At 57.1% G+C, this 23220-nt stretch carries 27 protein-coding genes; 25 read left to right on the forward strand and 2 right to left on the reverse strand.

Annotated elements, in window-relative coordinates:
• Together G503_RS0101395 and G503_RS0101400 are read right to left on the reverse strand one after the other, a co-directional pair.
• Window positions 1–261, reverse strand: a complete 261-nt coding sequence (locus G503_RS0101395) for a hypothetical protein (RefSeq protein ID WP_028026171.1) — start codon at window positions 259–261, stop codon at window positions 1–3.
• Between the two features lie 24 nt (window positions 262–285).
• A complete protein-coding gene (locus G503_RS0101400) occupies window positions 286–648 on the reverse strand; it encodes a hypothetical protein (RefSeq protein WP_028026172.1) in 363 nt (120 codons plus the stop codon).
• Window positions 649–1030: 382 nt separating this feature from the next.
• Between G503_RS0101400 and G503_RS0101405 the strand changes: the two genes are divergently transcribed.
• The 25 genes from G503_RS0101405 to G503_RS0101525 all read left to right on the forward strand — a co-directional run bounded on the left by G503_RS0101405 (window position 1031) and on the right by G503_RS0101525 (window position 22949).
• Window positions 1031–1291 (forward strand): hypothetical protein, encoded by a 261-nt coding sequence (locus G503_RS0101405; protein WP_028026173.1) that lies wholly within the window; start codon window positions 1031–1033, stop codon window positions 1289–1291.
• A 1-nt stretch (window position 1292) separates the two neighbouring features.
• Window positions 1293–1895 (forward strand): recombinase family protein, encoded by a 603-nt coding sequence (locus G503_RS0101410; protein WP_028026174.1) that lies wholly within the window; start codon window positions 1293–1295, stop codon window positions 1893–1895.
• Entirely contained in the window at window positions 1892–2377 is a 486-nt protein-coding gene (locus G503_RS0101415; RefSeq protein WP_028026175.1) for a hypothetical protein, read from the forward strand. The genes G503_RS0101410 and G503_RS0101415 overlap by 4 nt, the downstream gene beginning before the upstream one ends.
• A 99-nt stretch (window positions 2378–2476) precedes the next feature.
• Entirely contained in the window at window positions 2477–4138 is a 1662-nt protein-coding gene (terL, locus tag G503_RS13090) for a phage terminase large subunit (protein ID WP_051190809.1), read from the forward strand.
• A 213-nt stretch (window positions 4139–4351) separates the two neighbouring features.
• Window positions 4352–5896 (forward strand): phage portal protein, encoded by a 1545-nt coding sequence (locus tag G503_RS13095; protein ID WP_051190810.1) that lies wholly within the window; start codon window positions 4352–4354, stop codon window positions 5894–5896.
• A gap of 80 nt (window positions 5897–5976) precedes the next feature.
• The gene (locus G503_RS0101430) at window positions 5977–6609 is read left to right on the forward strand and encodes a hypothetical protein (RefSeq protein WP_028026176.1); all 633 of its coding nucleotides are present in this window, start codon (window positions 5977–5979) and stop codon (window positions 6607–6609) included.
• A gap of 5 nt (window positions 6610–6614) precedes the next feature.
• Window positions 6615–7652 carry a hypothetical protein gene (locus G503_RS0101435; RefSeq protein WP_028026177.1) on the forward strand — a complete coding sequence of 346 codons (1038 nt, stop codon included), beginning with the start codon at window positions 6615–6617 and terminating at the stop codon, window positions 7650–7652.
• A 9-nt stretch (window positions 7653–7661) separates the two neighbouring features.
• A complete protein-coding gene (locus G503_RS0101440; RefSeq protein ID WP_028026178.1) occupies window positions 7662–7985 on the forward strand; it encodes a phage head-tail connector protein in 324 nt (107 codons plus the stop codon).
• A gap of 5 nt (window positions 7986–7990) precedes the next feature.
• On the forward strand, window positions 7991–8395 hold the full coding sequence (locus G503_RS0101445; RefSeq protein ID WP_156891860.1) for a hypothetical protein: 405 nt from the start codon (window positions 7991–7993) through the stop codon (window positions 8393–8395).
• Window positions 8392–8889: a hypothetical protein gene (locus G503_RS0101450; protein ID WP_028026180.1), complete on the forward strand. Its 498-nt coding sequence runs from the start codon at window positions 8392–8394 to the stop codon at window positions 8887–8889. Before G503_RS0101445 ends, G503_RS0101450 begins: the two co-directional genes overlap by 4 nt.
• A complete protein-coding gene (locus tag G503_RS13100) occupies window positions 8882–9286 on the forward strand; it encodes a hypothetical protein (protein ID WP_156891861.1) in 405 nt (134 codons plus the stop codon). Before G503_RS0101450 ends, G503_RS13100 begins: the two co-directional genes overlap by 8 nt.
• 3 nt (window positions 9287–9289) lie before the next feature.
• Window positions 9290–9724: a hypothetical protein gene (locus G503_RS0101460; RefSeq protein ID WP_028026181.1), complete on the forward strand. Its 435-nt coding sequence runs from the start codon at window positions 9290–9292 to the stop codon at window positions 9722–9724.
• Window positions 9725–9765: 41 nt separating this feature from the next.
• Window positions 9766–10176 carry a DUF5055 domain-containing protein gene (locus G503_RS0101465; protein WP_028026182.1) on the forward strand — a complete coding sequence of 137 codons (411 nt, stop codon included), beginning with the start codon at window positions 9766–9768 and terminating at the stop codon, window positions 10174–10176.
• 41 nt (window positions 10177–10217) lie between these two features.
• Window positions 10218–10589: a hypothetical protein gene (locus G503_RS13105; RefSeq protein WP_035021271.1), complete on the forward strand. Its 372-nt coding sequence runs from the start codon at window positions 10218–10220 to the stop codon at window positions 10587–10589.
• Window positions 10590–10640: 51 nt separating this feature from the next.
• Window positions 10641–14390, forward strand: coding sequence for a phage tail protein (locus tag G503_RS0101475; protein ID WP_028026183.1), 3750 nt, complete (start codon window positions 10641–10643; stop codon window positions 14388–14390).
• A gap of 11 nt (window positions 14391–14401) precedes the next feature.
• Window positions 14402–14785: a hypothetical protein gene (locus tag G503_RS0101480; RefSeq protein WP_028026184.1), complete on the forward strand. Its 384-nt coding sequence runs from the start codon at window positions 14402–14404 to the stop codon at window positions 14783–14785.
• A 6-nt stretch (window positions 14786–14791) separates the two neighbouring features.
• Window positions 14792–17935, forward strand: a complete 3144-nt coding sequence (locus G503_RS0101485; protein WP_156891862.1) for a hypothetical protein — start codon at window positions 14792–14794, stop codon at window positions 17933–17935.
• Window positions 17936–17943: 8 nt separating this feature from the next.
• A complete protein-coding gene (locus tag G503_RS0101490) occupies window positions 17944–18162 on the forward strand; it encodes a hypothetical protein (RefSeq protein WP_028026186.1) in 219 nt (72 codons plus the stop codon).
• Between the two features lie 20 nt (window positions 18163–18182).
• Window positions 18183–18533 (forward strand): hypothetical protein, encoded by a 351-nt coding sequence (locus G503_RS0101495; RefSeq protein WP_156891863.1) that lies wholly within the window; start codon window positions 18183–18185, stop codon window positions 18531–18533.
• A gap of 12 nt (window positions 18534–18545) precedes the next feature.
• Window positions 18546–18806, forward strand: a complete 261-nt coding sequence (locus G503_RS0101500) for a hypothetical protein (protein ID WP_028026188.1) — start codon at window positions 18546–18548, stop codon at window positions 18804–18806.
• A 34-nt stretch (window positions 18807–18840) separates the two neighbouring features.
• A complete protein-coding gene (locus G503_RS0101505; protein WP_028026189.1) occupies window positions 18841–19170 on the forward strand; it encodes a hypothetical protein in 330 nt (109 codons plus the stop codon).
• 69 nt (window positions 19171–19239) lie between these two features.
• Entirely contained in the window at window positions 19240–19521 is a 282-nt protein-coding gene (locus tag G503_RS0101510) for a phage holin (protein WP_028026190.1), read from the forward strand.
• 2 nt (window positions 19522–19523) lie between these two features.
• Window positions 19524–20966, forward strand: a complete 1443-nt coding sequence (locus G503_RS16195) for an endolysin-like domain-containing protein (protein ID WP_051190812.1) — start codon at window positions 19524–19526, stop codon at window positions 20964–20966.
• 10 nt (window positions 20967–20976) lie between these two features.
• Window positions 20977–21996, forward strand: a complete 1020-nt coding sequence (locus G503_RS13115) for a hypothetical protein (RefSeq protein ID WP_035021274.1) — start codon at window positions 20977–20979, stop codon at window positions 21994–21996.
• A 5-nt stretch (window positions 21997–22001) separates the two neighbouring features.
• Window positions 22002–22949 carry a DUF6273 domain-containing protein gene (locus G503_RS0101525; protein WP_156891864.1) on the forward strand — a complete coding sequence of 316 codons (948 nt, stop codon included), beginning with the start codon at window positions 22002–22004 and terminating at the stop codon, window positions 22947–22949.
• Window positions 22950–23220 lie beyond the last annotated feature (271 nt).

A 23220-nucleotide genomic window follows, 5' to 3' on the forward strand; every position in this document is an offset into this window, starting at 1 on the left:
TTACCAATACATTTCTACATGACACGCCACGCGGTGCGCTATATAGGCGTCGAAGTCCTCGAAGTCGTGTTCTTGGCACATGGTGAGCATTTCGCGCCCGTTTCGATCGTTCAGCGTCAAAAGTCCCATGTGCGGAGTGGTAGGGGTGAAAATGAAGGCGTTTTCTGCCGTGTATGTGCTGTCGCCTTCCGCGTGGTATTCTATTACGCCCCCGTCCCAGTCGGTTATAACGGCGTCGCTGATATTTGGTAAAGTTTTCATAATTGCCCCTTTTCTCGTTTGGGTTTAGTCGTTTTCTGCTTTCAGCTCGTCGAAGCGCTCTTCTAATTCATAGCCCACATAACCGAGGGCGATACAACGGGCTATCACGTCGCAGGCTTCCGCGCCCTTCTCGGTCGGGATGCTCTTATAGCCGTATTCCTCGAAAGCGTCCACGGCTTCCGGGTCGAAGATGATCCCGGCCACATTCTCGGCTGCGGTAGCAGTGCAGAACGTATAAGAGCCGGAGCCGTTGCCGGTTACGCTGTCGTCGATGAAAAGCGCTTCGCTCATTTCGTCCCAGTCCTCATAGTCGCTATATTCGGACTCGATAACGTCCAGAGCGTCGGCCTTTACTTGATTTTGATACTCTTCCCATGTCATGCTCATTTTGGTATCCTTCCCTAGTCTTCGGACGTTGCCCCCGTTGCCTTGATCCGCGCGGGGGCTTTTCTTATATCAACACTTTTGTTGATACACCCTATTATCAATACTTTTGTTGTCTTGTCAACCCAAAATATCAATAATTTTGTTGATTATTATCTAGGGCGTTTCGCGTTGCTTTTGCCCCTACCCAAACGCGACGCCGGATTAGCCCCAAACGATCGAAATACCCGGCGGATCATGACACCCGGGCAGTAAATAGGAAACGCGCGATACTACTAGGTTAGTGGTTCAAATAGCCAGAAAAATTAAAAGCGAAACAGGATAAACAAAAGTATTGACAACACTATTATTGATGTTATATCCTACCGTCGTCGGAAGGAATGACATGAAAGCAAAAGACGCCATACAGCAACTCATCAAGATGTCCGATTGGACTCAAGCCAGACTGGCATCGGCTCTCGGCTTCGCAAGCCCGCAGGCATTCGACAATAGGCGCAGGGCGAAGTCGCCGAGGACGGATTTCCTAGTGGCGATCCTCGGCAAGCTGGGGTACCAGTTGGTCATCGTGCCGGACGGCTCGAAGCTGCCGAAGGGTTCTATCGTCATCGACGACGAGCTTGAGTTCCAAATCCACGGAGGTGAGTAGGATGCGCTACGGCTACGTCCGCGTCTCCACCGCCGACCAGAACGAGGAGCGTCAGGTCAAGAAGATGCTAGACCTCGGGATCGACGAGCAGTGCATCTTCATCGACAAGGCGTCCGGAAAGAACTTGGAGCGCGACAGCTACAAGAAGCTCATGGGCATCATCGTCTCGGGCGACGAGATCGTGTTGGACTCGCTCGACCGCCTTGGGCGCGACTACGACGACTTGACCGTAGAGTGGCGTCGCATCACCCGCGATATCGGCTGCGACTTGAAGGCGCTCGACCTTGAGTTTTTCGATTCTGCGAAGTTCCGCGCCATGGGAGACGTGGGCAAGTGCGTCGAGGACATGCTGCTGTCGCTTCTGGCCTACGTCGCCCAGACCGAGCGCAAGAAGATGAAGCAGCGGCAGGCGGAGGGTATCGCCCTTGCCAAGGAGCGCGGCGTCTACAAGGGCAGGAAGCCGACCGAGTTCGACGGAGACCTCCTCGGCGAGGTGGAGCTGTTCCTGCGAGACGGCGGCGCTAAGACCGAAGCCGCTAAGATGCTCGGGGTGAACCGCGCTACGATATACAGGATGATCGAGGAAGGAAGGCTGATCGCATGAGCTTCGGAGGAAAGAGGTACGGGGCGAAGCCGTTTCCAGCAGTCCACAGGTCGGGGCTTCCGATAGCCGACGGCACGGCTGTCACCATCGACATGTTGGAGAAGCGCTATATGATCCGCACCGGCAGCGGCGACAGCTGGGACTTGGCGAAGGAGAAGGTCACAAACGTCGAGACCTTCACCGAGAAGGAAGTCCAGACGCACTTGAAGAACCGCCCCGGGATGGCGCTCCTCGGTGGGGCGACGCTCGGGATAATCGGAGCCGTCGCCGGTGCCGCGATGACCAAGGAGAAGAGGAGCGTCGTGCGTAAGATGTTCCTCGTGATCGACTACACGGACAGGTCTGGAAGCCCCGCGTCCCTAGTGTTCCAGTACGACGACCCGAAGGCGGGCAACGCCGACTGGCAGAAGCCGTCGCTCTTCGTGAAGGACTTCCAGAGCAGGAGATCATCTTATTCGAGCGGCACGTCCCACGTCCTGTGAGGGGCTGCTAGGATTCACATAGCGCCATAGGGGTCGGCGCTCTTGGACGGAGAGGTTCTTAGCTGACAGCTAAGAATCTCTTTTGTTTAGGAGCGAGAAATGGAGACCCAGATAATCTTGGACGCCATCGTGGCGTCAGCCGAGGGCGGATGCTCTCCCGAGCCGTTCGAGGACGCGCTGGCATTGCTGCCGAATCTTCTCGAAGAGGACATGTTCGTCGAACGGGCTTACGCCAGATACCTTCGCGAGGTTGCTGGCAACAAGGTCATGGAGTGCTGCGCCGTGGGCGACACCGACAGCGCGGACAGGATCATGTCCTGCATCGAGTCGATCTTGAAGCTCAACGCCAGAGACGATTTCGACAGCTATATGCTGTTCATGGAATGGAACCGCCCTCCCGAGAAGAAGTTCTATCAGCCGAGACGGCACGTGCTTTACCCGAAAGTGGTCGTGCATCTGCAAGACCTAGCTGACGACGAACTTGACTTCCTCTCCATATCCATGCCGCCCAGAACGGGAAAGTCCACCACGTGTATCTTCTATCTCACTTGGACAATGGGTCGCCATCCCGAGAGGGCGAACGTGATGAGCGGCCATTCGGACAAGCTGACCAAGGGTTTCCACAAGGAAGCGCTGTCCATCATCACCGACCCGACCTATAGGTTCGCCGAGGTGTTCCCGAAATCAGAGCTTTACGACAAGTCGATGGCCGACGAGACGCTTCTGCTAAAGGGCTGCAACGAGCGCTTCCCGACGCTGACGTGCCGCTCGATCGAGGGCACCCTCACCGGTGCCGTGGAGGTGGGTCGATACGCGCTGCTATACATGGACGACTTGGTGGAAGACCGCGAGGAAGCCCTGAACGTAGACCGAATGGACAAGCTCTACTCCGCCTACCTGAACCAGTTGAAAGACCGTATGAACGACGGTGCGAAACAGCTCTTCGTGGCTACGCGCTGGGTGCCCAACGACCCGATTGGTAGGATCGAGGAACAGTACGCTAGAAACCCGCGCTACCGCTTCGTTGCGGTACCGGCGCTAGACGAGAACGGCCTGAGCAATTTCGATTATCAGTACGGGCTTGGGTTCTCGACGGCGTATTACGAGGACATGCGCGATTCGCTCATAGACGCCGGTGAGGACGACTCATGGGCTGCGAAGTACATGGGCGATCCCTATTGGATGACCGGTCTCATGTTTCCAGAGGACGAGCTGAGGTACTACGCCGAGCTTCCCGATGAAGAGTGCGACATGGTGGTCGCCGTATGCGACACCAAGGATCGCGGCACTGACTACGCCTGCCAGATCGTAGGCTACGTCTACGGCGACAGGCACTACATCCACTCGGTCGTGTGCGACAACCGCCTGCCAGAGGTGGTGGAGCCGAGGTTGAAGGACTCACTCATCAGAAACGATGTGTCGCTGGCTCGCTATGAGTCGAACAGCGCCGGTGGTCGAGTAGCCGACGACATCCAGAAGGCGTGTCTCGACGAGGGGCATGTCGTCAAAATCTCGAAGAAGTTCTCGACCACCAACAAGGAGACGCGAATACTGGCGGACTCCGGGTGGATCAAAGAACACTGCTATTTCAGGTCGGACTTCCCCGATGCCGATTACAAGCGCTTCATGAGCCTTCTCACCCACTACACGATCTCGGGCAAGAACCGCTACGACGACCCGCCCGACGCCATGTCGATGTACAAGCGATTCGTCTCTTCCATGCGCAAGGCGAAGGTTGAACCCGTGAAGCGCTTCATGTGATTGCGCGAAAACGAGACAAAGCGATACAAACCAATCCATTGCAGTGCATAGCACGAAAGTATTTACGCGCCGCTTTCCGATGAGCGAGCATCCCGATCGGCGGAACCTCTCCGTCGTCGATGAACCAGCCCGTCTCCGCTTCGGCGGACACACCCCCCTATGTGTTCGGCGGGCTGGCGTCACCGTCTAAATCATCGAAAGAAGGAACGGCACGTGTCGGAAGAGCAGAACACAGAACAGCCCAAAGCGAATCTCGGCGGTAGCGGCACCTTGTTCAAGGGTCGTCATCGCATCTTCTCCGATTACGAGAAGATCGACGCCGACAACGTGGTGGCCGCTCTCAACGACACCTTGCCCATGCACTCCGTGAACGCCGCAGAGGTTCAGTATCTCTGGGATTACTACCGTGGGCAGCAGCCCATTCTCAAGCGCGAGAAGGAAGTGCGCCCCGAGATCAATAACAAGATCGTCGTGAACCATGCTCAGGAGATCGTGGCCTTCAAGATCGGCTACCAGCTCGCCGAGCCGTTGCAGTACACCTGCCGCAATTACAACAGCGATTCCGATGATGTCGAGGGCGACGACCTCAAGCAGATCAATGAGCTTAATACCCTGATGTTCGCCGAGGACAAGGCGTCGTGCGACCGCGACCTGTTCGAGTGGATGTGCGTTTGCGGCTTGGGTTATCGCATGACGGAATCCGACACCGAGGACGACCGCGAGGACGGCGGCGCTCCCTTCGAGCTTTACACCCTCGACCCCCGCGTCACCTACGTCGTCTATTCCAGCGCCTACCACCACAGGCAGATCATGAGTGTCTGGATTGGCAAGGAAGTCATTACCGAGAAGGTAATCTACAACGTCTACACCGACGAGGTGCTGTACGTAATCTGCGACGGCAAGATTATCGACACCAAGCCCCACACCTATAAGCACAACCCCATCGTCGAGTACAAGCTGAACAACGCCCGCATGGGAGTGTTCGAGCCGGTGCTTCCGCTTTTGGACGCAATCAATGCCGTCGAGAGCAACAGGCTAGACGGTATCGAGCAGACGGTTCAGGCACTCATGAAGTTCGTGAATTGCGACATCGACGAAACTACTTTCAAGGCCATGGTCGAGCTTGGAGCCGTAAAGGTGACCACTACCGATGGCGTTCAGAGCGACGTTGACATCATCAAGAACGACCTCGATCAGACACAGACGCAGGTCACCAAGGACGACCTCTATCAGGCGATCGTGAACATCTGCGGCATGCCGAATCGCAACGGCACTTCCGGCAGCTCGTCAGACACGGGCGCTGCGGTGCTTCTTCGTGACGGCTGGACGCTGGCCGAGTCCCATGCGAAGAGCTACGAGCTGCAATTCAAGCGCAGCGAGCGCGACATGCTGCGCGTTGTACTTGAGATTTGCAGGCAGTCGAGCGATACCCACATCGACCTTCGCATCCGGGACATCGAGCTTGCGTTCAACAGGCGCAACTACGAGAACATCCTCACGAAGGCGCAGGTTCTCACGACGATGCTCAAGTCGAATCAAATCCATCCCGAGCTTGCGTTCCAAGCATGTGGGATGTTCACAGACCCGGAAGCGGCCTACTACCAAAGCAAGCAATACGCGGACGAGAAGGCTGAGAAGCAATTCCAGTTCGCACCCGTCGCTACTGGCGAGGAAGATGACCCGAAGGTCGGCTCCCAAGCCGGTGCGCCGGAACTTGAGGAAGGCGATGACGCGGCAGCAGCCGCCGCGAGCGCATAGAGCAGCCATGCGTCAAATGGCAACGTAAACGTCCTTGCAGAGCTAACTGCGTCAACAAAGCGTATCGAGAGGATAAGGAAATGAAGCGAGAAGACGTTGTAAAGATTTTCCCCGGAGCCACCGACGAGCAGATCGACAACATCCTGAACCAGTTCGGCTCGGAGTTGAATCCGCTCAAAAAGGAGCTTAAGGAGACGACCGCGAGCCGCGACGAAGCTCAGGAGAAGCTGACCAAGGCGGAAGCCGACAACAAAGCCTACAAGGATCAGGTCGATGACCTGTCCGCGAAGGTGCAGGCCGGTATGACCGCAGAGGAGCTTCTTGAGCAGCAGCGGGCGCAGGCCGAGGAGAAGGAGCGCGAGTTCCAGCTCAAGAGCAACGGCGTAGATGCCAAGGCTCTTTTCGTCGCCGCAGGCTGCTTCGAGGACGAGGAGATCGCAGCCCTCGTGGAGCAAGTAGTCGGGGAAGACCTCGACGCCACGATTGCCAAGGCGAACGCGATCATCGAGGTCGTGCAACGTCATGGAAAGTCTGTCGAGGAGAACACCAAGAACGAACTGCTCAAGGGTAATCCGAAGCTCCAAGGCGCGGGCGGCGAGTCCGACCCGACAGCGCCTAAGACCATGAAGGAGTTCTTGGCTCTTCCGTACAAGACGCAGTTGCAGCTCAAGGCTGACAACCCTGAAATCATGTCCCAACTGACTAAGGAGTAATCAAAATGCCCGGTACACTCACTCTCGGCAATATGTCGATTCCCTACGACGAGGAAATCTTCGCCGCGTATTTCAACGATGAGCCTGACCTCATGAGCGTCGCCCTGCTCACCTCTGGTGCGATGGTAGAGGACAGCTACATCAATGAGCTTATCAAGGATGGCTCGGACATCTACACCATCCCGTTCTACGGCCTGCTCGATTACGATGCTGAGCCTGAGAACTACGACGGTCGCACTGACATCACCGTCGGCAGCATTTCCGGCGGCTCTCAGACCGGTGTTGTTTACGGACGCGCTCACGCTTGGGGCGCTCGCCAGTTCGTGACCGACTTCACTGCCGCCAATCCCATGGCCGCTATGGCTGCTCGCGCAAAGAAGTGGTGGGCTGTAAAGAAGCAGAACACCATGCTCGGCATCGTTGAAGCTGGTCTTGCTAACACCAAGATGGCGGGTCACGTCCTCACCAAGGACGCGCTCACCGAAACCACGCTCGACGACGCCTGCGAGGAGATTTTCGGCGACAACGCGAGCCAGATCGCACTGGCTGTAATGCACTCCTCCGTCGCCCAGTTCTACAAGGACAAGGAGCGCGTCGAGTACTTGAAGTACACCGATCCTAACGGTCTCACTCGTGAGCTTAACATCTACGAGATCAACGGCATCCCCGTCGTGGTTTACAACGGTGTTCCGAAGACCGCAGCCGTTCCCGAGTCCGGTTCCGGAGCTTCCAAGGTCGATGCGCAGCCTGCGACGTACGCGACTTACCTGTTCGGGGCTGGCTCCCTGCGCCATGGCGACGCTCCTGTGAGCAACCCGTTCGAGTTCGGTCGCGACCCGCTTAAGAACGGCGGCGAGGACTACTTCGTCAACCGCCTGCGCGAGACCATCCACCCGGACGGCTTCACCTTCTCCAAGCCCAAGTCCGGCTACACGGATTCTCCGACTGACACCCAACTCAAGGCGTCGGGTAACTGGGCACCAGCTTACAGCGACGTGGATGCTATCCCGATCGCGAAGCTCATCACCCCGGGTGTCCGATAGGAGACGGCCATGACTGATGAGGAAATGACAGCACTGGTCTCGACCCTTCTCGGCGATCCGCGCTTCGACGAACTGATCGAATCTTATCTGGCAATAGCTAAGGATGCGGTGATTTCTCACTTGTATCCCTACAAGAGCGACGCCAGTTGGGGTGACGTTCCAGAGAAGCACCATGCCAGAACTTGCGAGATCGCTGTCTTCCTCATCAACAAGCGCGGGGCTGAGGGAGAGGTCTCACACAGCGAGAACGGCGTGTCGCGCAGCTACGAGTCCGCCGGTATTCCGAAGAGCTACTTCGAGGGCATCGTTCCGTTCTGCGGAGCAGTCCTATGAGGTGCTTGGATAGAGACAAACAACTCGTACTCATTTCCTTCTTCATCGAGAAGAAGGCTCGCGAGGACGAGCAGGGTAGGCTCACCGGCAAGCACGAGGTGGTACGGACGGAGCCAATTCCCTATTACCTCAGCGTGTCGGCATCGAAGGGCAACGTCGAGAACAGCCCGTTCGGCATCGACTTGGATTACGACAAGACGGTCATCATCGAAGACACGTCTTGCCCCGTCGATGAAAGCTCGGTCTTCTGGGTGGATAACGTGTCTATCCCTGAGTCGGGCGATGAGATCGACGAGGGCTTCAACGTGTATTACACAGGCGGCAAGTCGCACGATTACACGGTGAAGCGCGTAGCCAAGTCCCCAAACTGCATCGCTGTGGCGATCAAGCACGTGGAGGTGGCGAAGTGAAGACCTTGCAGATAGAGCTTTCAGCCGAGTCGATTCGCAAGGCTCGGGAGCAGATCAAGGAATATGCGGCATCACTTCCCGCTATGAGCGAGGAGTTCGCTAGGCGATTGAGCGAGATCGGCATGGACGCTGCGCTTACCCACGTGAAGATCGACACTAGCGAGCTGGCCGGAGGTATTTCGGTTCAACGCATCGGAGACGCTGACTATCTCGTAGTCTCGGTTGGCGGTCACGCTGCTTTCGTGGAGTTCGGCACTGGCGTCGTCGGTTCCGGCACCTACGAGGGAGAGCTTCCCTCTGACTGGGATTACGACACGCGCGAGACCCCCGAAGCGCACGACCCTCAAGACCCTACGGCTTGGTACTACTACGACGCTGACGGCGTTCGGCATAGAACCCGAGGGCAGCAGGCGGCATCGTACATGGCTAAGTCCGGAGAGGACATGCGCCAGAAGGTGCTTGAGATCGCCAAGGAGGTGTTCGCATTTGATTGATGTGGAAGTAGACCTCTTCGACGAACTTGCAAGAGCGATCCTTGCAGAGTACCCGGAATCGTTCGTGTCCTCGGAGTACGTCGAAGCGCCACCCCAGTTCCCGGCAATCTCGATCATCGAGACGAACAACGTCACGAACGAGGGAACCGAGGACAGCTCAGGCGAGGAAGTTATGGCGGCACTCACCTACACGGTGAACGTCTACAGCAACTCGCAGAGCAACGCCAAGCAGGAATGCAAGGCAATCTTAAACGTGATCGACAAGAGGATGCGCCTTTGCAACATGACGCGAATCATGTCCTCGACGGTCGATAACGCGAGAGACCCGACCGTGTACAGAATGATCGCCCGCTACACGGGATTTGTTGACCGAAACCTAGTCATGTATAGGAGATAGAAAATGGCACGTACAAGCTACCAGACTTATCTGATGTTCTCGGAGGACGGCACGGACTACGAGAAGCTGGTCGATGTGAAGGAGATTCCCGATCTCGGCAAGGCTCCCGATACCGTGGACATCACCACTCTGTCGGATGCCCAGAAGCGCTACTTGCAGGACATCCTCGACACGGGTCAGCTTGAGTTCACCTCGAACTACGATCTGGACGATTACAAGAAGCTGGCCGCTATGGCTCATAAGGACTACTACTTCGCCGTGTGGTTTGGTGCTACGACCACCGCTGGCGTGGACACGCCGGATGGCAACGCCGGTAAGTTCGAGTTCAAGGGTCAGCTCGCTGTGTACGTCAAGGGCGCGAGTGTTTCCTCGGCGGTGGAAATGGGCATTGCTATTGCTCCTTCCACGGAGATCACGCTGCCTAAGACCGGCAACTAATTGGGATTCGATTTATTGACGAATGAAAGAGAGGTTCCGCAATGTTTGGACAGAATGAGAATCGTGAAGAGGAAATCGCCGTGTTGGTCGAGGAGACCGTAGAGACCGCCCCCGAGGAGGATACGGTTCCAACGGAAATCGTGTTCACTGACAACGGCGTGTCCTATGTGCTTGGATTTGATCGCGCTTCAGCCATGAAGGCAGAGAAGATGTTCGACCTGTCGCTTAGCGAAGCTATGAGCGGCAAGGCTTCGGCCATCCAGTCCCTCTTCTTCGCCGCGTTCATCAAGAACCACCCTCACATCAAGCCTCGCACCATGCAGCAGCTTTGGAACAAGCTCGAAGACAAGCAGGGTCTCTACGAGGTGCTTGTCGGCATGTACGGCAATACTGCTGGGTCTGTTCTTGAGGAGCCGGAACAGGGAAAAGGGATCGGCTGGAAGGCTCGCTAGACCCAGACGGGCAACCTTCCAGCGGGAATGCCTTCGACAGCTTGGAAGAGCTGTTTTGGAAGGTTCTGCCGGAGTACCTAGCGATAGGCATGTCGGCAGAGGAGTTCTGGCACGGAGATTTAAGGCTTTGCAAAGCATATCGCGAAGCCTACTCGATCACGGTGGAGAACAAGTATGTCGCCGAATGGCGAGCTGGCGTGTACATGTTTGAAGCGCTTCTGAGCGCAGCCAATGCGTACCGCGAGTTCCAGAAGACATCGGAGCATCCTTATCCGGATAAGCCGCTGTTCTCTACCGAGCGCTCCAAGGAAATCGCCAAGGAGCAGGAAGAAAAGGCTCGCATGGAGCGCAACAAGGCGGTGTTTACTGCCTTCGCTGCGAAGTTCAATGCGAGGTTCGAGCAAGGGGAATAGCTCGACACAGGAGAGGTTCCGCTTTCCACGAGAATGCGAAGGAGAGCGGAAATGCCAACAGACGGCACCATAGATAAACTAGCCATTGAGGTCAGCAGCAATGCTGGTGGTGCCGCTAAGGGTCTTTCCGATCTCGTTGGTATTCTTGAACGGCTAGAGAAAAGCACCGGTTCAGGATATGCGCGTCTTCGCGAAGCGTCCGGTGCTGTAAACGATCTCAAGAACAGCGCGGCCAACCTGAATCTGTCAAAACTAGCAGAGGTCGGCAAAATCAAGGTAGCGTCCAATCTAGGCGCGAACTTGTCGTCACTCGCCGATGGCATCGCGGCAATTCCGGCAGACGCCAACGCCAGACTGAGCGCCTTCGATTCCTTGAAGGGCATTGGCGAGGTCACTGTCAGCAGAACGCTCGGCAACAGCCTTCTTCTGCTGGCGAACGCCGCCAAGGAGATTCCGATGGATGCAGGCGAGAAGGTTCGCCCGCTCGCTTCCCTGAACGCCCTGAGTGGTCTGACTATCAGCAGGTCTGCTGCAACCAATCTCGGTTTGCTAGGAGATTCCATCACTCGTTTCCCCGTTGATGGGGCATCGAAGTTCCAAGGACTCGCGTCTGTTCTGCTGCCGCTCAAGGGGTTGAACGGAATGAACATCAAGACGGCGCTCAAGCAGCTTGAGCAGCTGCCAGATGTTCTTGCCCTGTATAAGAACTTGGATGTAACGGGCTTCGTCCGACAGATGGAAATGCTGAATACCCAGCTGAAACCACTGGCGGCGAACATCTACCGTCTCGGTACAGCTTTCAAGAGTTTACCCACTTCGATGCGAACCGCAGGCGCGGCTGCTCGAAGCCTTGCGGCTTCCAACAAGTATCTGAACGACAGCAATGTGCAGGTGTCGCGATCCACGCTGAACGTGATCGGCAAGTTCACCATGCTCGTCGCCGCAGGGCGCAAGGTCATCAACGTCTTGGCGAGCTGCATAAACGAGTCGAACAGCTACATCGAGAACATGAACCTGTTTCAGGCGTCCATGGGCGCTGGCACTCAGGCTGCTACCGAGTTCGGCATGAAGTGTCAAGAACTGCTCGGCATCGACTTCGGCGAGTGGGCGCGTAACCAAGGCGTGTTCCAAACGCTCATTACGGGCATGGGTATGACAGCCGACAAGGCGTCCGTTATGAGCCAGCAGCTAACCCAGCTCGGCTACGACATCGCTTCCTTCTACAACATGAGTACGGAAGACGCCATGCTCAAGATTCAGTCGGGCATCGCTGGCGAGCTTGAGCCGCTGCGCCGTATCGGTTGGGACTTGTCCAACGCCCGCATGAACCTTGAGCTGACAAAGATGGGTATTGACGCGAACGCCGAGTCGATGACGCAGGCGGAAAAGGTGGCGCTTCGCTACTACCTCATCATGAATCAGGTGACCATCGTGCATGGGGACATGGCTCGTACTATCGCAAGTCCCGCGAACCAGCTGCGAGTCCTCAAGGCTCAGGTCACGCTTGCGGCTCGCGCAATAGGCAATCTGCTCATTCCGGCGTTGAATATGATCCTTCCCGTCGCTATCGCCGTCGTTAAGGCAATCCGCCTGCTCGCTCAGACAATCGCGAACTTCTTCGGCATCGACGCCACGTTTGAGGTCGATTACAGCTCTCTGGACACGTCGGGTATCGCCACTACTGGCGACGACGCCAACGACGCGGCAGATGCCCTCGACAAGGCTTCAAAGGCCGCTAAGGAATACAAGAACACCGTCATGGGCTTCGACGAGTTGAACAAGCTCAACGCCCCTCCGGAGGATTCTAGCGGAAGCGGCAAGGATAAGGGCAACGGCGGCGGAATCGGTCTCGACCTTCCGCTCGACACCTACGATTTCCTCGCAGGTCTCACCGACACCATCGGTCAGAAGACCGACGCTCTTGCGCAGAAGCTCGCCACGGCCTTCCAGAAGATCATTCCCTATGTCACGGCCATTGGTGCTGGCATCGCGGCATGGAAGATCGCGAGCGCCCTCAACGACCTTCTCGGATTGGAGCTTGGTTGGAAGCGGCTCTTGGGAATCGCTATGTCCGCTGCTGGCGCTGTTCTGCTCGTATGGGGATGGTGCGACGCATTGGTGAACGGGCTTAATTGGGACAACCTGCTGATGATGCTCTCCGGTGCGGTGCTGCTAGTAGGAGGTCTTGGACTTGCGTTCGGCTCAACCGGCACAGCTATAGGACTTATAATCAGCGGTCTGGCATTGCTGTCTGCCGGGATCATCGACGCCGTGAACAACGGGTTGAACTTCACGAACGTGGCCGCGATCCTCGTGGGTCTCGTGGCGACGGTCGGTGGTCTTTATCTCGCGTTCACCAACCTCGGCAACATGCTGAAAATCGCATACGTGGCCGTGGCCGGTCACGCGGTGACCCTCGGGGTGCTGGCAGCTGCCATAGGTTTGGTCGTAGGAGGTCTGGCGCTAATCGCAGTGGGTCTCTACGACGCCTTCAACAACGGCATCACGGTAGAGAATATCGCTCTCATCTGTGCAGGCATCTTGGCAATCGGAGCCGGTCTGGCGCTCATTTTCGGATGGCCTGCACTGGCTGTGGCGGCAGTTGTCGCGGCCGTAACGGCGATCGTTGCCCTTGTCGTTGCGAATTGGGAAGCCATTTCTCAGTTCTTCGCCGACCTGTGGCAAGGAATATGCGATTTCTTCGCGCCGGTGGGAGAGTGGTTCCAGAATTGCTGGAACACCATCTGCGGGTTCTTCCAAGGCGCTTGGGACACTATCGTGGGCATCTGGAACGGTGCCGCACAATGGTTCCAAGACACCGTGATCCAGCCCTTCATTGATTTCTGGTCGCCTATCGTCGCGTGGTTCGCCGAGCTTTTCGGGAGCATCTGGCAAACGGTGTCCGACGTTTTCTATGACATCGGAGTCATCGCGCAGGGCTGCTGGACAACGATACAGCTCATTTGGGGCGTCGTATCGAGTTGGTTCGACCAGAACATCATCAAGCCAATCAGCGGCTTCTTCTCGACTCTCTGGAACGCTCTGTCACTGGGTGCGAAGATTTGCTGGTCTGGCATCGTCGGCGTATGGAACGCAGTGTCGAGCTGGTTCTACAACAACGTAATCAAACCCGTGTCCGATTGGTTCTCCGGCGCTTGGGACGCCATCAAGAACGGCGCTCAGGCGGCTTGGAATGGCATCGTGACGATTTTCAGCGCGGTCGGGAACTTCTTCTACAGCATCTTCTCGAATGCTTGGAGCCGCGTCACCACCATTTTCGGTGCCGTTGGCACCATGTTCGGCGACCTCGGCAGCGGAATCCTGAACGGTCTCAAGTCGATCATCAACAACCTCATCAGCGGTGTGAACTACGTGATCTCGATCCCGTTCAGCGGACTCAACTCGGCGATTAACTTCATCAAGGGCTTCAACATCGCGGGCGTCTACCCGTTCAGCGGATTGCGCAACATCAGCGCACCTCAGATTCCCTATCTCGCCACAGGCGGTCAAGTGATGAGCGGACAGCTCTTCGTAGCCCGTGAGAACGGCATGCCCGAGCTGGTCGGCCAGATGGGCGGTCAGGCGACCGTCGCGAACAACGAGCAGATCGTGGACGGCATCAAGCAGGGCGTTATCGAAGCGATGCTCTCTGTCATGACACTCTCCGATTCAGGCCGCTCCGAAGGCGAGCGCCCCGTGGAGGTCGTCTTGAGAGTCGGCAACGACGAGCTTGCCCGCGCCACCTACAAGGGATTCAAAGACCTTGAGCGTCGCGGCGAGCTTGGGATGTCGTTTGGTTAGAGGTGATTGAAATGGCGATGATCTATATTGGCGAAAGCCCCAACAACCTGCGACCCATCACCCCAGACCCCTCCGCGATGCAGTGGGGCTTGCAGGACATTTCCGCATCCGACGCAGGCCGCGTCCAGAACGGCGGGAACACTATGTACAAGATGCGCACTAGCCAGAAGCGCAAGCTGGTTCTCACGTGGACTATGCCGACGAAGGCTCAGGCCGCTGCGATCTTGCAGGCCGTCAACCCTGAGTACTTCTACGTGAAGTACGAGGACGCCATGACCGGCACTTGGCGCACCATGGAAGCCTACGTCGGCGACAGAACCGCCCCCTACAAGTGGTTTAACGTGAACGGCGGCACCCGTTTCGCGACGCTCTCGTTCGACATCATCGAGAGGTAGGCGGACATGCTAACTGCGAGTATGGAGTTCAGGCAGAAGGTCGCCAACAACAGCAAGCTACTTCTCAAGGCGACGATGACATTCGCCAACGGCGAGGTGAGGAGCCTAGAGGGCGATGATTTCATGGATGCGACGGCTTCGTTCACAGAAGCAACGTCGTCCTCGTCGGCCTTCGACATAGGCGCTGCCGTCATCGGAAAGTTCTCCTGCACCCTCAACAACTGGGATCGTCGCTTCGACGGCTATGACTTCACCGGCGCAAAGATCGAGCCTTACGTAGGCATCGAGCTTGCCAATGGCGGCGAGGAATGGGTGAAGAAGGGCGTCTACCGTGTGGAGCAACCCGACACCTACGGAAGCACCATCGGTCTTGATTGCTACGACAACCTATCTCTCCTTGAGAAGGACTACGCTTATGTTCAGACGAGTTATCCGGCCACGTTGCGCACGATAGTCGAGGACATCTGCCAATTCGCAGGGCTGACCTTGTTCAAGTCGGATTTTCAGAACTGGGACTTCATTGTGCAGATGCGCCCTGACGACGATGAGACATGCCTGTCTATCCTTTCCTACGCGGCTCAGGTGGCCGGATGCTGGGTCAAGACCGACACCCATGGCCGCATCGTCATGAACTGGTACGACCGCGACGCCCTGCTGGCGCTGCGAGAGGTGAACCTCGACGGCGGCACCTTCGATGTCACCGGTGAGGACGGCCTTTACGGCGACGGCGACGAAGCCGACGGCGGCAACTTCATCAACTACGCGGCAGCTTGGTCTGTTGACGGCGGCGATTTCGTCACGTACTCGGGCTTGAGCGAGGTGGGTACCATCGACGCCCTCTCATCGCTTTCAATGTGTACCGACGAGGTTACTGTCACGGGCATCAAGGTGGAGGTCGAGGGCGAGGACGACGAGTTCGACGAAGCGCTATGGGGCGTGGAGGGCTACGTCCTCAAGGTCTTGGACAACCCGCTCATCGCCATCGGGCAGGCAGCGGAGGTGGCCGAGCGCATCGGTCGCGGTGCCCTGCATATGATCTTCCGCCCCTACGAAGCGTCCGTGGTGGGAAACCCGCTCTCAGAAGCAGGAGACCCCGTTGCGATCATCGACCGCAACGGCACCCGCTTCGCGTCCTTCATTACGAACCAGACATACAAGATCGGTAACTACCAGTCGATCGCCTGCAACGCCGAGACGCCCGCCCGCAACAGCTCCACGTCCTACAGCGCTACCACGAAGGCTTACCTCAAGGCTCACAAGGAGATCGAACGCGAGAAGACCAAGCGCGAGCTTGCCATCGAGGAGCTTGCTACCAGACTGGCCGAATCGGGCGGTATGTTCGTGACCGAGGACGTGCAGTCCGACGGCTCTACGATCTACTACATGCACGACAAGCCGACGCTTGAAGAGTCCTCGATCGTATGGAAACTCACTGCGGAAGCGCTCGCCATGTCCACCGATGGCGGCGAGACCTACCCCTACGGGCTTACTGTTGACGGCGACAGCATCCTCAACCGAATCTACGCTATCGGCATCGACGCATCCTATATCATCACGGGCGCTCTCGTCGTGAAGCAGCCCGACACAGCCAAGACGATGTTCAAGGCAGACCTGAATACAGGTGAGGTTGTCATAGCCGCCGACAGCGTTACAGTAGGCTCTGGGACGCTCACAGCGGCTCTCAACGGCTACACGCGAGACATGGCAGTCCTTGAGCAGACCGTGAACGGGTTGAAGTCAACAGTCTCCTCGCTCTCGGCAAGCTATGGCACCTGCGCCACTGCCGCGAGCGTGGCGAACAAGGTCGTTGTGTGCGAGGACTTCGAGCTTATCGAAGGAGCGGCCATAAGCGTCAAGTTCGCGAATGCCAACACAGTCAGCAATCCGAAGCTGAATGTGAACGGCACAGGTAGCATACCGATTTTCGTGGACGGTGCAGCCATGACGAGTTCGCAGTGGTGGAAGGCCGGTGACATCAAGACCTTCATCTACGCGGACAACGCTTGGAACGTCGATGAGGACACGTCCAGCGGTCTCATCGTAGACCTCACCGACCGTGTGAACGTGCTTGAGCAGACAGCCGACGGACTCACTTCCACAGTTAGTGCCATGAAGGTGGCCTACGGCACCTGCGCCACTGCCGCAGCCACGGCGACCAAGGTCGTAACGGCTCCGGGTTTCACGCTCTACACGGGTGCTGAGATCACGGTCAAGTTCACCAATAAGAACACCGCCGCCAACCCGAGACTGAACGTCAACGGCACAGGCGCGGCGCACATCTACGTGAACGACACCTACATGTCCGATGACTACTATTGGGAAGCCAAGGGCGTCATGACGTTCCGCTATGACGGTTCGCACTGGGTAGCCATCGACTCGGCAACGCTATCCCTCATAAAGCAGACCGCAGACAGCATCGAGCTGTCCGTGACCGGATCGCTTGGAAGCACCGCTTCCATAAAACTGAGCGTCAATGGCGAGACGCAAACCAAGAACATCGACATGTCAAAGGTTCGCAGCGCCTTCGCCAACGATAAGTCCGCAATCACCATCAGCAGCGGTACAGTCACCTTCAACTCGAACACGTTCGTCGTGAACAGCACGAACTTCTCTGTCACCAGCACGGGCGTCATCACGGCAAAGAGCGGTACCATCGGCAATTTGACGCTGGCTAACGGCGCTCTCAATTACAACGGAAGAAACAGCCACACAGGCAACACAGCTGGTGTGTTGCTCAATACCTCTGGCATCAGCACCGGCAATGGTGCCCAATGGAATGCCATGAGTAACGCAGCATTCTTTGGAGGTTATTCGAGCGGAACAGAAACCGGTTATCTGAGCTTCAACACCAGATACACCCCGACGAATACTCCGGGAACAAGAATTGCCGGTAAAGGCTGCGTTGCGATTCTCACCCCTTATCTCGGAGTGGGGGCGTACTACAGCCGAGGGCAGGGATCAACCATGTCGATAGGCATTACTGCGACCAAGACCTTCATGACTTCGCTGGAATATAAGAACTTCTCATTCACATGCGTGACGAGCATATCGAACGGGAAGTATTACTCAACAACATTCACGATTCCCTATGTCAGCAGGTACTACACCCAGAACATCCACTTTACCAAGGGAATCATGGACACAAGTTAGGAGAGAGAATGGACGAGTTGTATCTAGTGAAGAAGGGCAACGCTTCGTTTTACGCGCCAGCGAGCCAAATTGAAATGTGGGAACAGGCTGGTTTTGAAATCTATCAGCTCACGTTGACGCCGATGAACGAAGCCGCCGTAAATGCCGTAGAAGAGGGTGTTGACAGCGAGAGCGGACAGAATCAAGTGGAAGCCGTAGTCGGCGAAGAACAGGAGAACACGCTATGACATCTTATAAGAACATCGAAATGGAGCTGATGATTAAATCGCTCGAACCGCTTCTGGATCACACGGACATCGTAGGCTATGCAGCCGCTCGCAACACCAGAATCCTAACGAACGAGATTCAGGAATATATCACTCGCCGTGAGGAGCTTGTTGCCAAATACGGCGAAGAGGTGCTTGACGACGAGGGCAATCCTACGGGGCAGATTGAGTTGCGTTTCGACAGCCCCAAGTTCAAGGACTACTCGGACGAGATCATCGAATGGGCTGAGATAGAGCATGAGCCGCCCATCTACAAGATTCCAACGGAGAAGTGCATCGGAATCCTCAGCGGCAGGCAAATGCTCGAAATTGAATGGATGCTGGAAGACTAAGGAGAGAGAGCAATGGACGAGACGCAGGAAATCACATCGCAGATTATCGGCAACACCGACGTGCTTAGCCAGATGCACATGGACGTTACAAGGGCGTTTGCGGCCTTCCTCCTGTCCGTGGGCAACGTAGAGGGAGCCACGTCCGATGAGAAACTGGAAAACTTGCTGGCAGGTCTTGAGCAGGCGAGCGCCGGTGCCAAAGACCTTCTTGAGGGCTTCGTAGAGCTTTACGACGATACTGCTGAGCTTAAGGCTCAGTTGGTTTCGGAATGACCGCAGACCCGACGACGAGAGGAGGTGAGCAAAAATGCCTACTGAGATCGTTACCGCCGTGTCGGTCACCGTTGCGGTCATGAGCGCCCTTCTGGCACTTGCGACTTACATGCGTGGCGGCAAGCAGGTAGTACAAGGGGATGCTGCCGAGCGAGCCGAGACTAACTTGAAGTTGGAGTTCATCGGGAATGACATCAAGGACATCAAGGCCGAGAACAGGCGCACCGCAAGCGACATTCAGAAAATGCGAGAGAACCACACCAACGAATTAAGCGAGGTGCGCGACATCGCCCTTCACGCACAAGAGCGAGCGGAAGCCGCTCACAATCGCATGGACAGGGCTGGTATCGACAAAGCGGACTAAGGTGACATTCATTGCGGCGGAGAGGTGACGCTTCCTTTATCAGTGAACAAGCAAGGAGCGTCGATTGTTATGAATATCAACTGGAAAGTACGCATCAAGAACAAGGCGTTCTGGATCGCCATTATCCCTGCGATTCTTCTTCTCGTCGTACAGATCGGCGACATCTTCGGACTGTCGCTCGACTTCTCCATTCTGCAAACGCAGATTCTAGCGGTCGTCGATACCGTGTTCGTCTTGCTGGCGATTCTCGGCATCGTGGCCGACCCCACCACAGACGACTGGTCTGACTCTAAGCGGGCGCTAGCCTACACCGAGCCTGCCGCGAACATCAAGGAATCCGAGGAGAAATAGACATGGACAGGCAGCAGTTCATCGGGGCTGTCGCCGCTTGCGTTGCCAAGTACGCGGATTCCTACGAGATTTACGCGAGGTCGGCTGTCATCGCGCAGGCGATTCTGGAAAGCGGCTGGGGTGAGTCCACTCTGGCCGCTGTCTACCACAACTACTTCGGTCTCAAGTGCGGAACGAAGTGGACTGGCAGATCGGTGAATCTCAGCACCAAGGAGGAGTACGAACCCGGAACGCTCACCACGATCACCGACAACTTCCGCGTCTACGACAGCATGGAGGACGGGATCAAGGGCTACTTCGAGTTCATTCAGCTCCCGCGCTACAGCAACCTTCGCGGCATTCGCGACCCCGAGAAGTACCTACAGACCATCAAGGACGACGGCTATACGACAAGCTCCACTTATGTGAGTTCCTGCATGGCTCTCGTCAAGCAATTCGATCTCACGCAGTACGACGCTGCGGGAAATGAGGGAGCCATGACCACATATATCGCACAGGCTTCCTGCGACGAGCGCGGCAAGTACGTCGGCGGTCAAGCGGGAAACCAATCGGGTACGGAGCTTAACACTCGTGCGCTTTGGGACAACAACTGGCTTTCACTGGTCGTGTGGAAGAGCGCCGATGCCGCTAGAGCGTGTGCTACTGCGGCGTCGAGGGCGGTGTCGAACCTCCATATCGGCTACGACCAAGGCGAGCGCAACACCATCCTTCCTCCTGCGGAAGCGGTCAGCTACGACCTGTCGAAGATCGCGAAGGACTGCGAATGCGACTGCTCGTCCCTCGCGAGCGTCTGCGGCATCGCCGCCGGTGCAGCCAAGTCGATCATGTACGCCGGTGGCAATCTCGGCTACACGGGCAACCTCGCCGAGCGTCTTGAGCAGACGGGTCTCGTGACCGTGTATCGCGGGCTGTCCTACTCGCAAATCCAGCAGAAGGCGCAGGTCGGCTCGATTCTCGTTTCGGGCGGGCATGCCGTGATCGTGGTGAGCGGCAACGCTCCGAGCGGTTCCGCGTCCGCAGGCTCTACGGCAACCGTGGTCGGCGGCACCATCGACGAGCTTGCTCGGGCAGTCATCGCCGGTCGCTACGGCACGGGAGAAGCCCGCAAAGCGGCACTTGGAGACAAGTACGCTCAGGTTCAGGCTCGCGTCAACGAGCTGTTGAACGGAACGCCCAACGCAGCTGGCACTTCGACTGGCAAGCCGAGGATCATCGCCGGAACCTACAAGGTCGTCGCATCCTCGCTCAACGTCCGCGATGCGCCCGGTATGTCTGGAAGTGTCGTCGCTTCCTACAGCTATGGGCAGACCATCAACAGCATCGCAGCCGACGTTGTGGAGCGCGATGGCTACATATGGGCGCACTACACCGCATATAGCGGCGCGACGCGCTACGTCGCCATCGGCACGTCCAACGGCTCTGAGAAGTACCTCGTGAAGGCTTAGGAGGTTCGCTATGGCTATCCAACTTAGACGCGGCTCCTACGACCAGTTCGATCCGACGAAGCTGGTGTCCGGCGAGGGCGCGGTCGTTCTCGAAGGCGACCCGAACGTCGAGGACGGGAAGGCTCTCTATATTTGCTTCTCCACCGGCAGCGCCAAGCGCATGGCTACATTCGAGGACATGGACGACATCGCCCAAGCCCTCGAAGACGAGTTCACCGATCAGGTGGGCGGTGCGGTCTCAAAGGCCGAGCAATTCATCACCACGGCCACAGCTCAGGAAGTGTCCCGTGTTCAGGCGGAAGGCGACCGTGACGCAGCTGAGACCGACCGCGACGAAGCCGAGCAGATTCGCGAGTTCAACGAGCAACAGCGTCAGGTACACGAACTTGCCCGCGAAGGCAACGAGGAAAACCGCGAGGAAGCGGAAGCTCAACGGGCTGCGGCTGAACGGGCGCGTGTTGCGGCGGAGAGCGGCAGGGAGACGGCAGAGACCAACCGCGAGCTTGAGGAAGCCCGCAGGACTGCCCGGTTCGCTCAGATGGAGTTGTTGTCTAAGGGATGGCTGCGCCACTACTGCCTTGAGGGCGAGTACGACCCCGACACCCTCGTGCCGACGATCGAGAACCCGAACACGGCGACAATCTACTTCGTTCCCTCAGACGACCCCTCGGACGACAACATGTGGGTCGAGTGGATCGTAGGCGAGGACGATGACGGCTGGGAGCGCCTTGGCACTACCGAGTCGAAGATCGCTCCTGTCACGACCTCCCAAATCGACGGTATCGCGAACGGCGAGACGCCCACTGGTTCGGAAGTGGTCACCTTGACAGGGCTGGCCTATTTCTGGTCTGTGCTGTGGTCGAAGCTGACGGCTGCGTTCGCACCGCTCATCCATGTCCACGCACCGGCATCGGCCACCGCGAACGGCTTCATGACATCCGACGACAAGCAGAAGCTCGACAGGATTCACAACACGGTCACTTGGGGCGACCTCAACGGAACGACAACTTGGGGAGAATTGAAGGGATAACGATTATGAGTACTATGACATCATTCGCTAATCTTGAGAAACCGGCATACGGCGACGACGTGGACATCGCGGTCATCAACGGAAACGCCGACATCATCGACGGTCTACTAAAAGGACTCGACGACACCGACGAGAACCAAGAGGATCGGATCGCTTACTTGGAGAGCGACAACCTCGATACCATCGCAGGCAGGAGCCTTGCTATCGTCTTCGCCGACGAGATCGCCGGTTACGCGAACATCTGGGCTTGGCTCAAGGCCAGAGTTCAAGCCGCGAACTTCACCGGTTTGCGCATTCGCGACTACATCGACGTGGTGACTACGAAATACGGCACCGTGCGCTACCAGATCGGGGCGTTCGACCCCTACTACCAGTGTTCCGATTCGCCGCTGTCTCACCATGTGATAATGGTGCCGACAGCACCCGTGGAGCTGAACGCTTCGACAACCTACGTCACTAACGGCAGCTACATCATGTGGAACACCACAGCCACCAATCAGGGCACCAGCGCGGAGAAGTCGCCCTACCTCGTCAGCAATCTGCACAAGTGGGAGATCAACGATTACCTGCCGTCGCTGCCACAGATGGTGCGCAACGCGATCCTTCCGTACAGGTCGCTGGCCGAGACCCGCTACAGCGCTTCCGGCGCTCTCAACGCTTCCAACGGCTGGGAGTGGAAGAACCTCGGGGAAATCTGGTCTCCTTCTGAAATGGAGGTCTACGGCTGCTGCGTCTGGGGCACCCCGGGATATTCGGTCGGTATGGACTGCCAGTTCCCGATCTTCAAGCAGACCAAAGACCGCATTCAGGGACAGCGGGTCAACTGGTGGCTGCGCTCCGCGCACGGCGCGTCGGCGTCGAACGTGTGCAGTGTCAACAGCACTGGCCATGCCAACTACAATTCGGCTGCGAACACGTGGGTTCGCCCGCTGCCCTGCTTCCTCGTAGGCTGATGCGAAGCAGCAGCCGTATAATGTACTCCTCATAGCGCCCGCCTTGCGCGGGCGCATCCCCCTCCCGCGAAGCGGGAGTCGCTGGATTTTTGCAAAATCGCAGGGGGGGGGGTACCTTCGTACGGATTCTCTGGAAGGATACCCACTATGAGCGGTATTTTCGTTAGAAACAGAAATCTCTCTACCTTCGAGTTCTACAACTCGGCGATTCAGATAAGCAAGGAAGTCAACCGTCTGGTCGCATCCGAAACCGTGGTGCCCAAGAAGCGCA

Origin of the sequence: Adlercreutzia mucosicola DSM 19490, assembly GCF_000422625.1 — a bacterium.
In the GTDB taxonomy this organism is placed as follows: domain Bacteria; phylum Actinomycetota; class Coriobacteriia; order Coriobacteriales; family Eggerthellaceae; genus Adlercreutzia; species Adlercreutzia mucosicola.

Excerpts from the sequence above, each read along its gene's own strand:
- G503_RS0101395 (WP_028026171.1), bottom strand. The coding sequence starts at position 261 with ATGAAAACTTTACCAAATATCAGCGACGCCGTTATAACCGACTGGGAC.
- G503_RS0101400 (WP_028026172.1), bottom strand. The coding sequence starts at position 648 with ATGAGCATGACATGGGAAGAGTATCAAAATCAAGTAAAGGCCGACGCT.
- G503_RS0101405 (WP_028026173.1), top strand. The coding sequence starts at position 1,031 with ATGAAAGCAAAAGACGCCATACAGCAACTCATCAAGATGTCCGATTGG.
- G503_RS0101410 (WP_028026174.1), top strand. The coding sequence starts at position 1,293 with ATGCGCTACGGCTACGTCCGCGTCTCCACCGCCGACCAGAACGAGGAG.
- G503_RS0101415 (WP_028026175.1), top strand. The coding sequence starts at position 1,892 with ATGAGCTTCGGAGGAAAGAGGTACGGGGCGAAGCCGTTTCCAGCAGTC.
- terL (WP_051190809.1), top strand. The coding sequence starts at position 2,477 with ATGGAGACCCAGATAATCTTGGACGCCATCGTGGCGTCAGCCGAGGGC.
- G503_RS0101430 (WP_028026176.1), top strand. The coding sequence starts at position 5,977 with ATGAAGCGAGAAGACGTTGTAAAGATTTTCCCCGGAGCCACCGACGAG.
- G503_RS0101435 (WP_028026177.1), top strand. The coding sequence starts at position 6,615 with ATGCCCGGTACACTCACTCTCGGCAATATGTCGATTCCCTACGACGAG.
- G503_RS0101440 (WP_028026178.1), top strand. The coding sequence starts at position 7,662 with ATGACTGATGAGGAAATGACAGCACTGGTCTCGACCCTTCTCGGCGAT.
- G503_RS0101460 (WP_028026181.1), top strand. The coding sequence starts at position 9,290 with ATGGCACGTACAAGCTACCAGACTTATCTGATGTTCTCGGAGGACGGC.
- G503_RS0101465 (WP_028026182.1), top strand. The coding sequence starts at position 9,766 with ATGTTTGGACAGAATGAGAATCGTGAAGAGGAAATCGCCGTGTTGGTC.
- G503_RS0101475 (WP_028026183.1), top strand. The coding sequence starts at position 10,641 with ATGCCAACAGACGGCACCATAGATAAACTAGCCATTGAGGTCAGCAGC.
- G503_RS0101480 (WP_028026184.1), top strand. The coding sequence starts at position 14,402 with ATGGCGATGATCTATATTGGCGAAAGCCCCAACAACCTGCGACCCATC.
- G503_RS0101485 (WP_156891862.1), top strand. The coding sequence starts at position 14,792 with ATGCTAACTGCGAGTATGGAGTTCAGGCAGAAGGTCGCCAACAACAGC.
- G503_RS0101490 (WP_028026186.1), top strand. The coding sequence starts at position 17,944 with ATGGACGAGTTGTATCTAGTGAAGAAGGGCAACGCTTCGTTTTACGCG.
- G503_RS0101495 (WP_156891863.1), top strand. The coding sequence starts at position 18,183 with ATGGAGCTGATGATTAAATCGCTCGAACCGCTTCTGGATCACACGGAC.
- G503_RS0101500 (WP_028026188.1), top strand. The coding sequence starts at position 18,546 with ATGGACGAGACGCAGGAAATCACATCGCAGATTATCGGCAACACCGAC.
- G503_RS0101505 (WP_028026189.1), top strand. The coding sequence starts at position 18,841 with ATGCCTACTGAGATCGTTACCGCCGTGTCGGTCACCGTTGCGGTCATG.
- G503_RS0101510 (WP_028026190.1), top strand. The coding sequence starts at position 19,240 with ATGAATATCAACTGGAAAGTACGCATCAAGAACAAGGCGTTCTGGATC.
- G503_RS16195 (WP_051190812.1), top strand. The coding sequence starts at position 19,524 with ATGGACAGGCAGCAGTTCATCGGGGCTGTCGCCGCTTGCGTTGCCAAG.
- G503_RS13115 (WP_035021274.1), top strand. The coding sequence starts at position 20,977 with ATGGCTATCCAACTTAGACGCGGCTCCTACGACCAGTTCGATCCGACG.
- G503_RS0101525 (WP_156891864.1), top strand. The coding sequence starts at position 22,002 with ATGAGTACTATGACATCATTCGCTAATCTTGAGAAACCGGCATACGGC.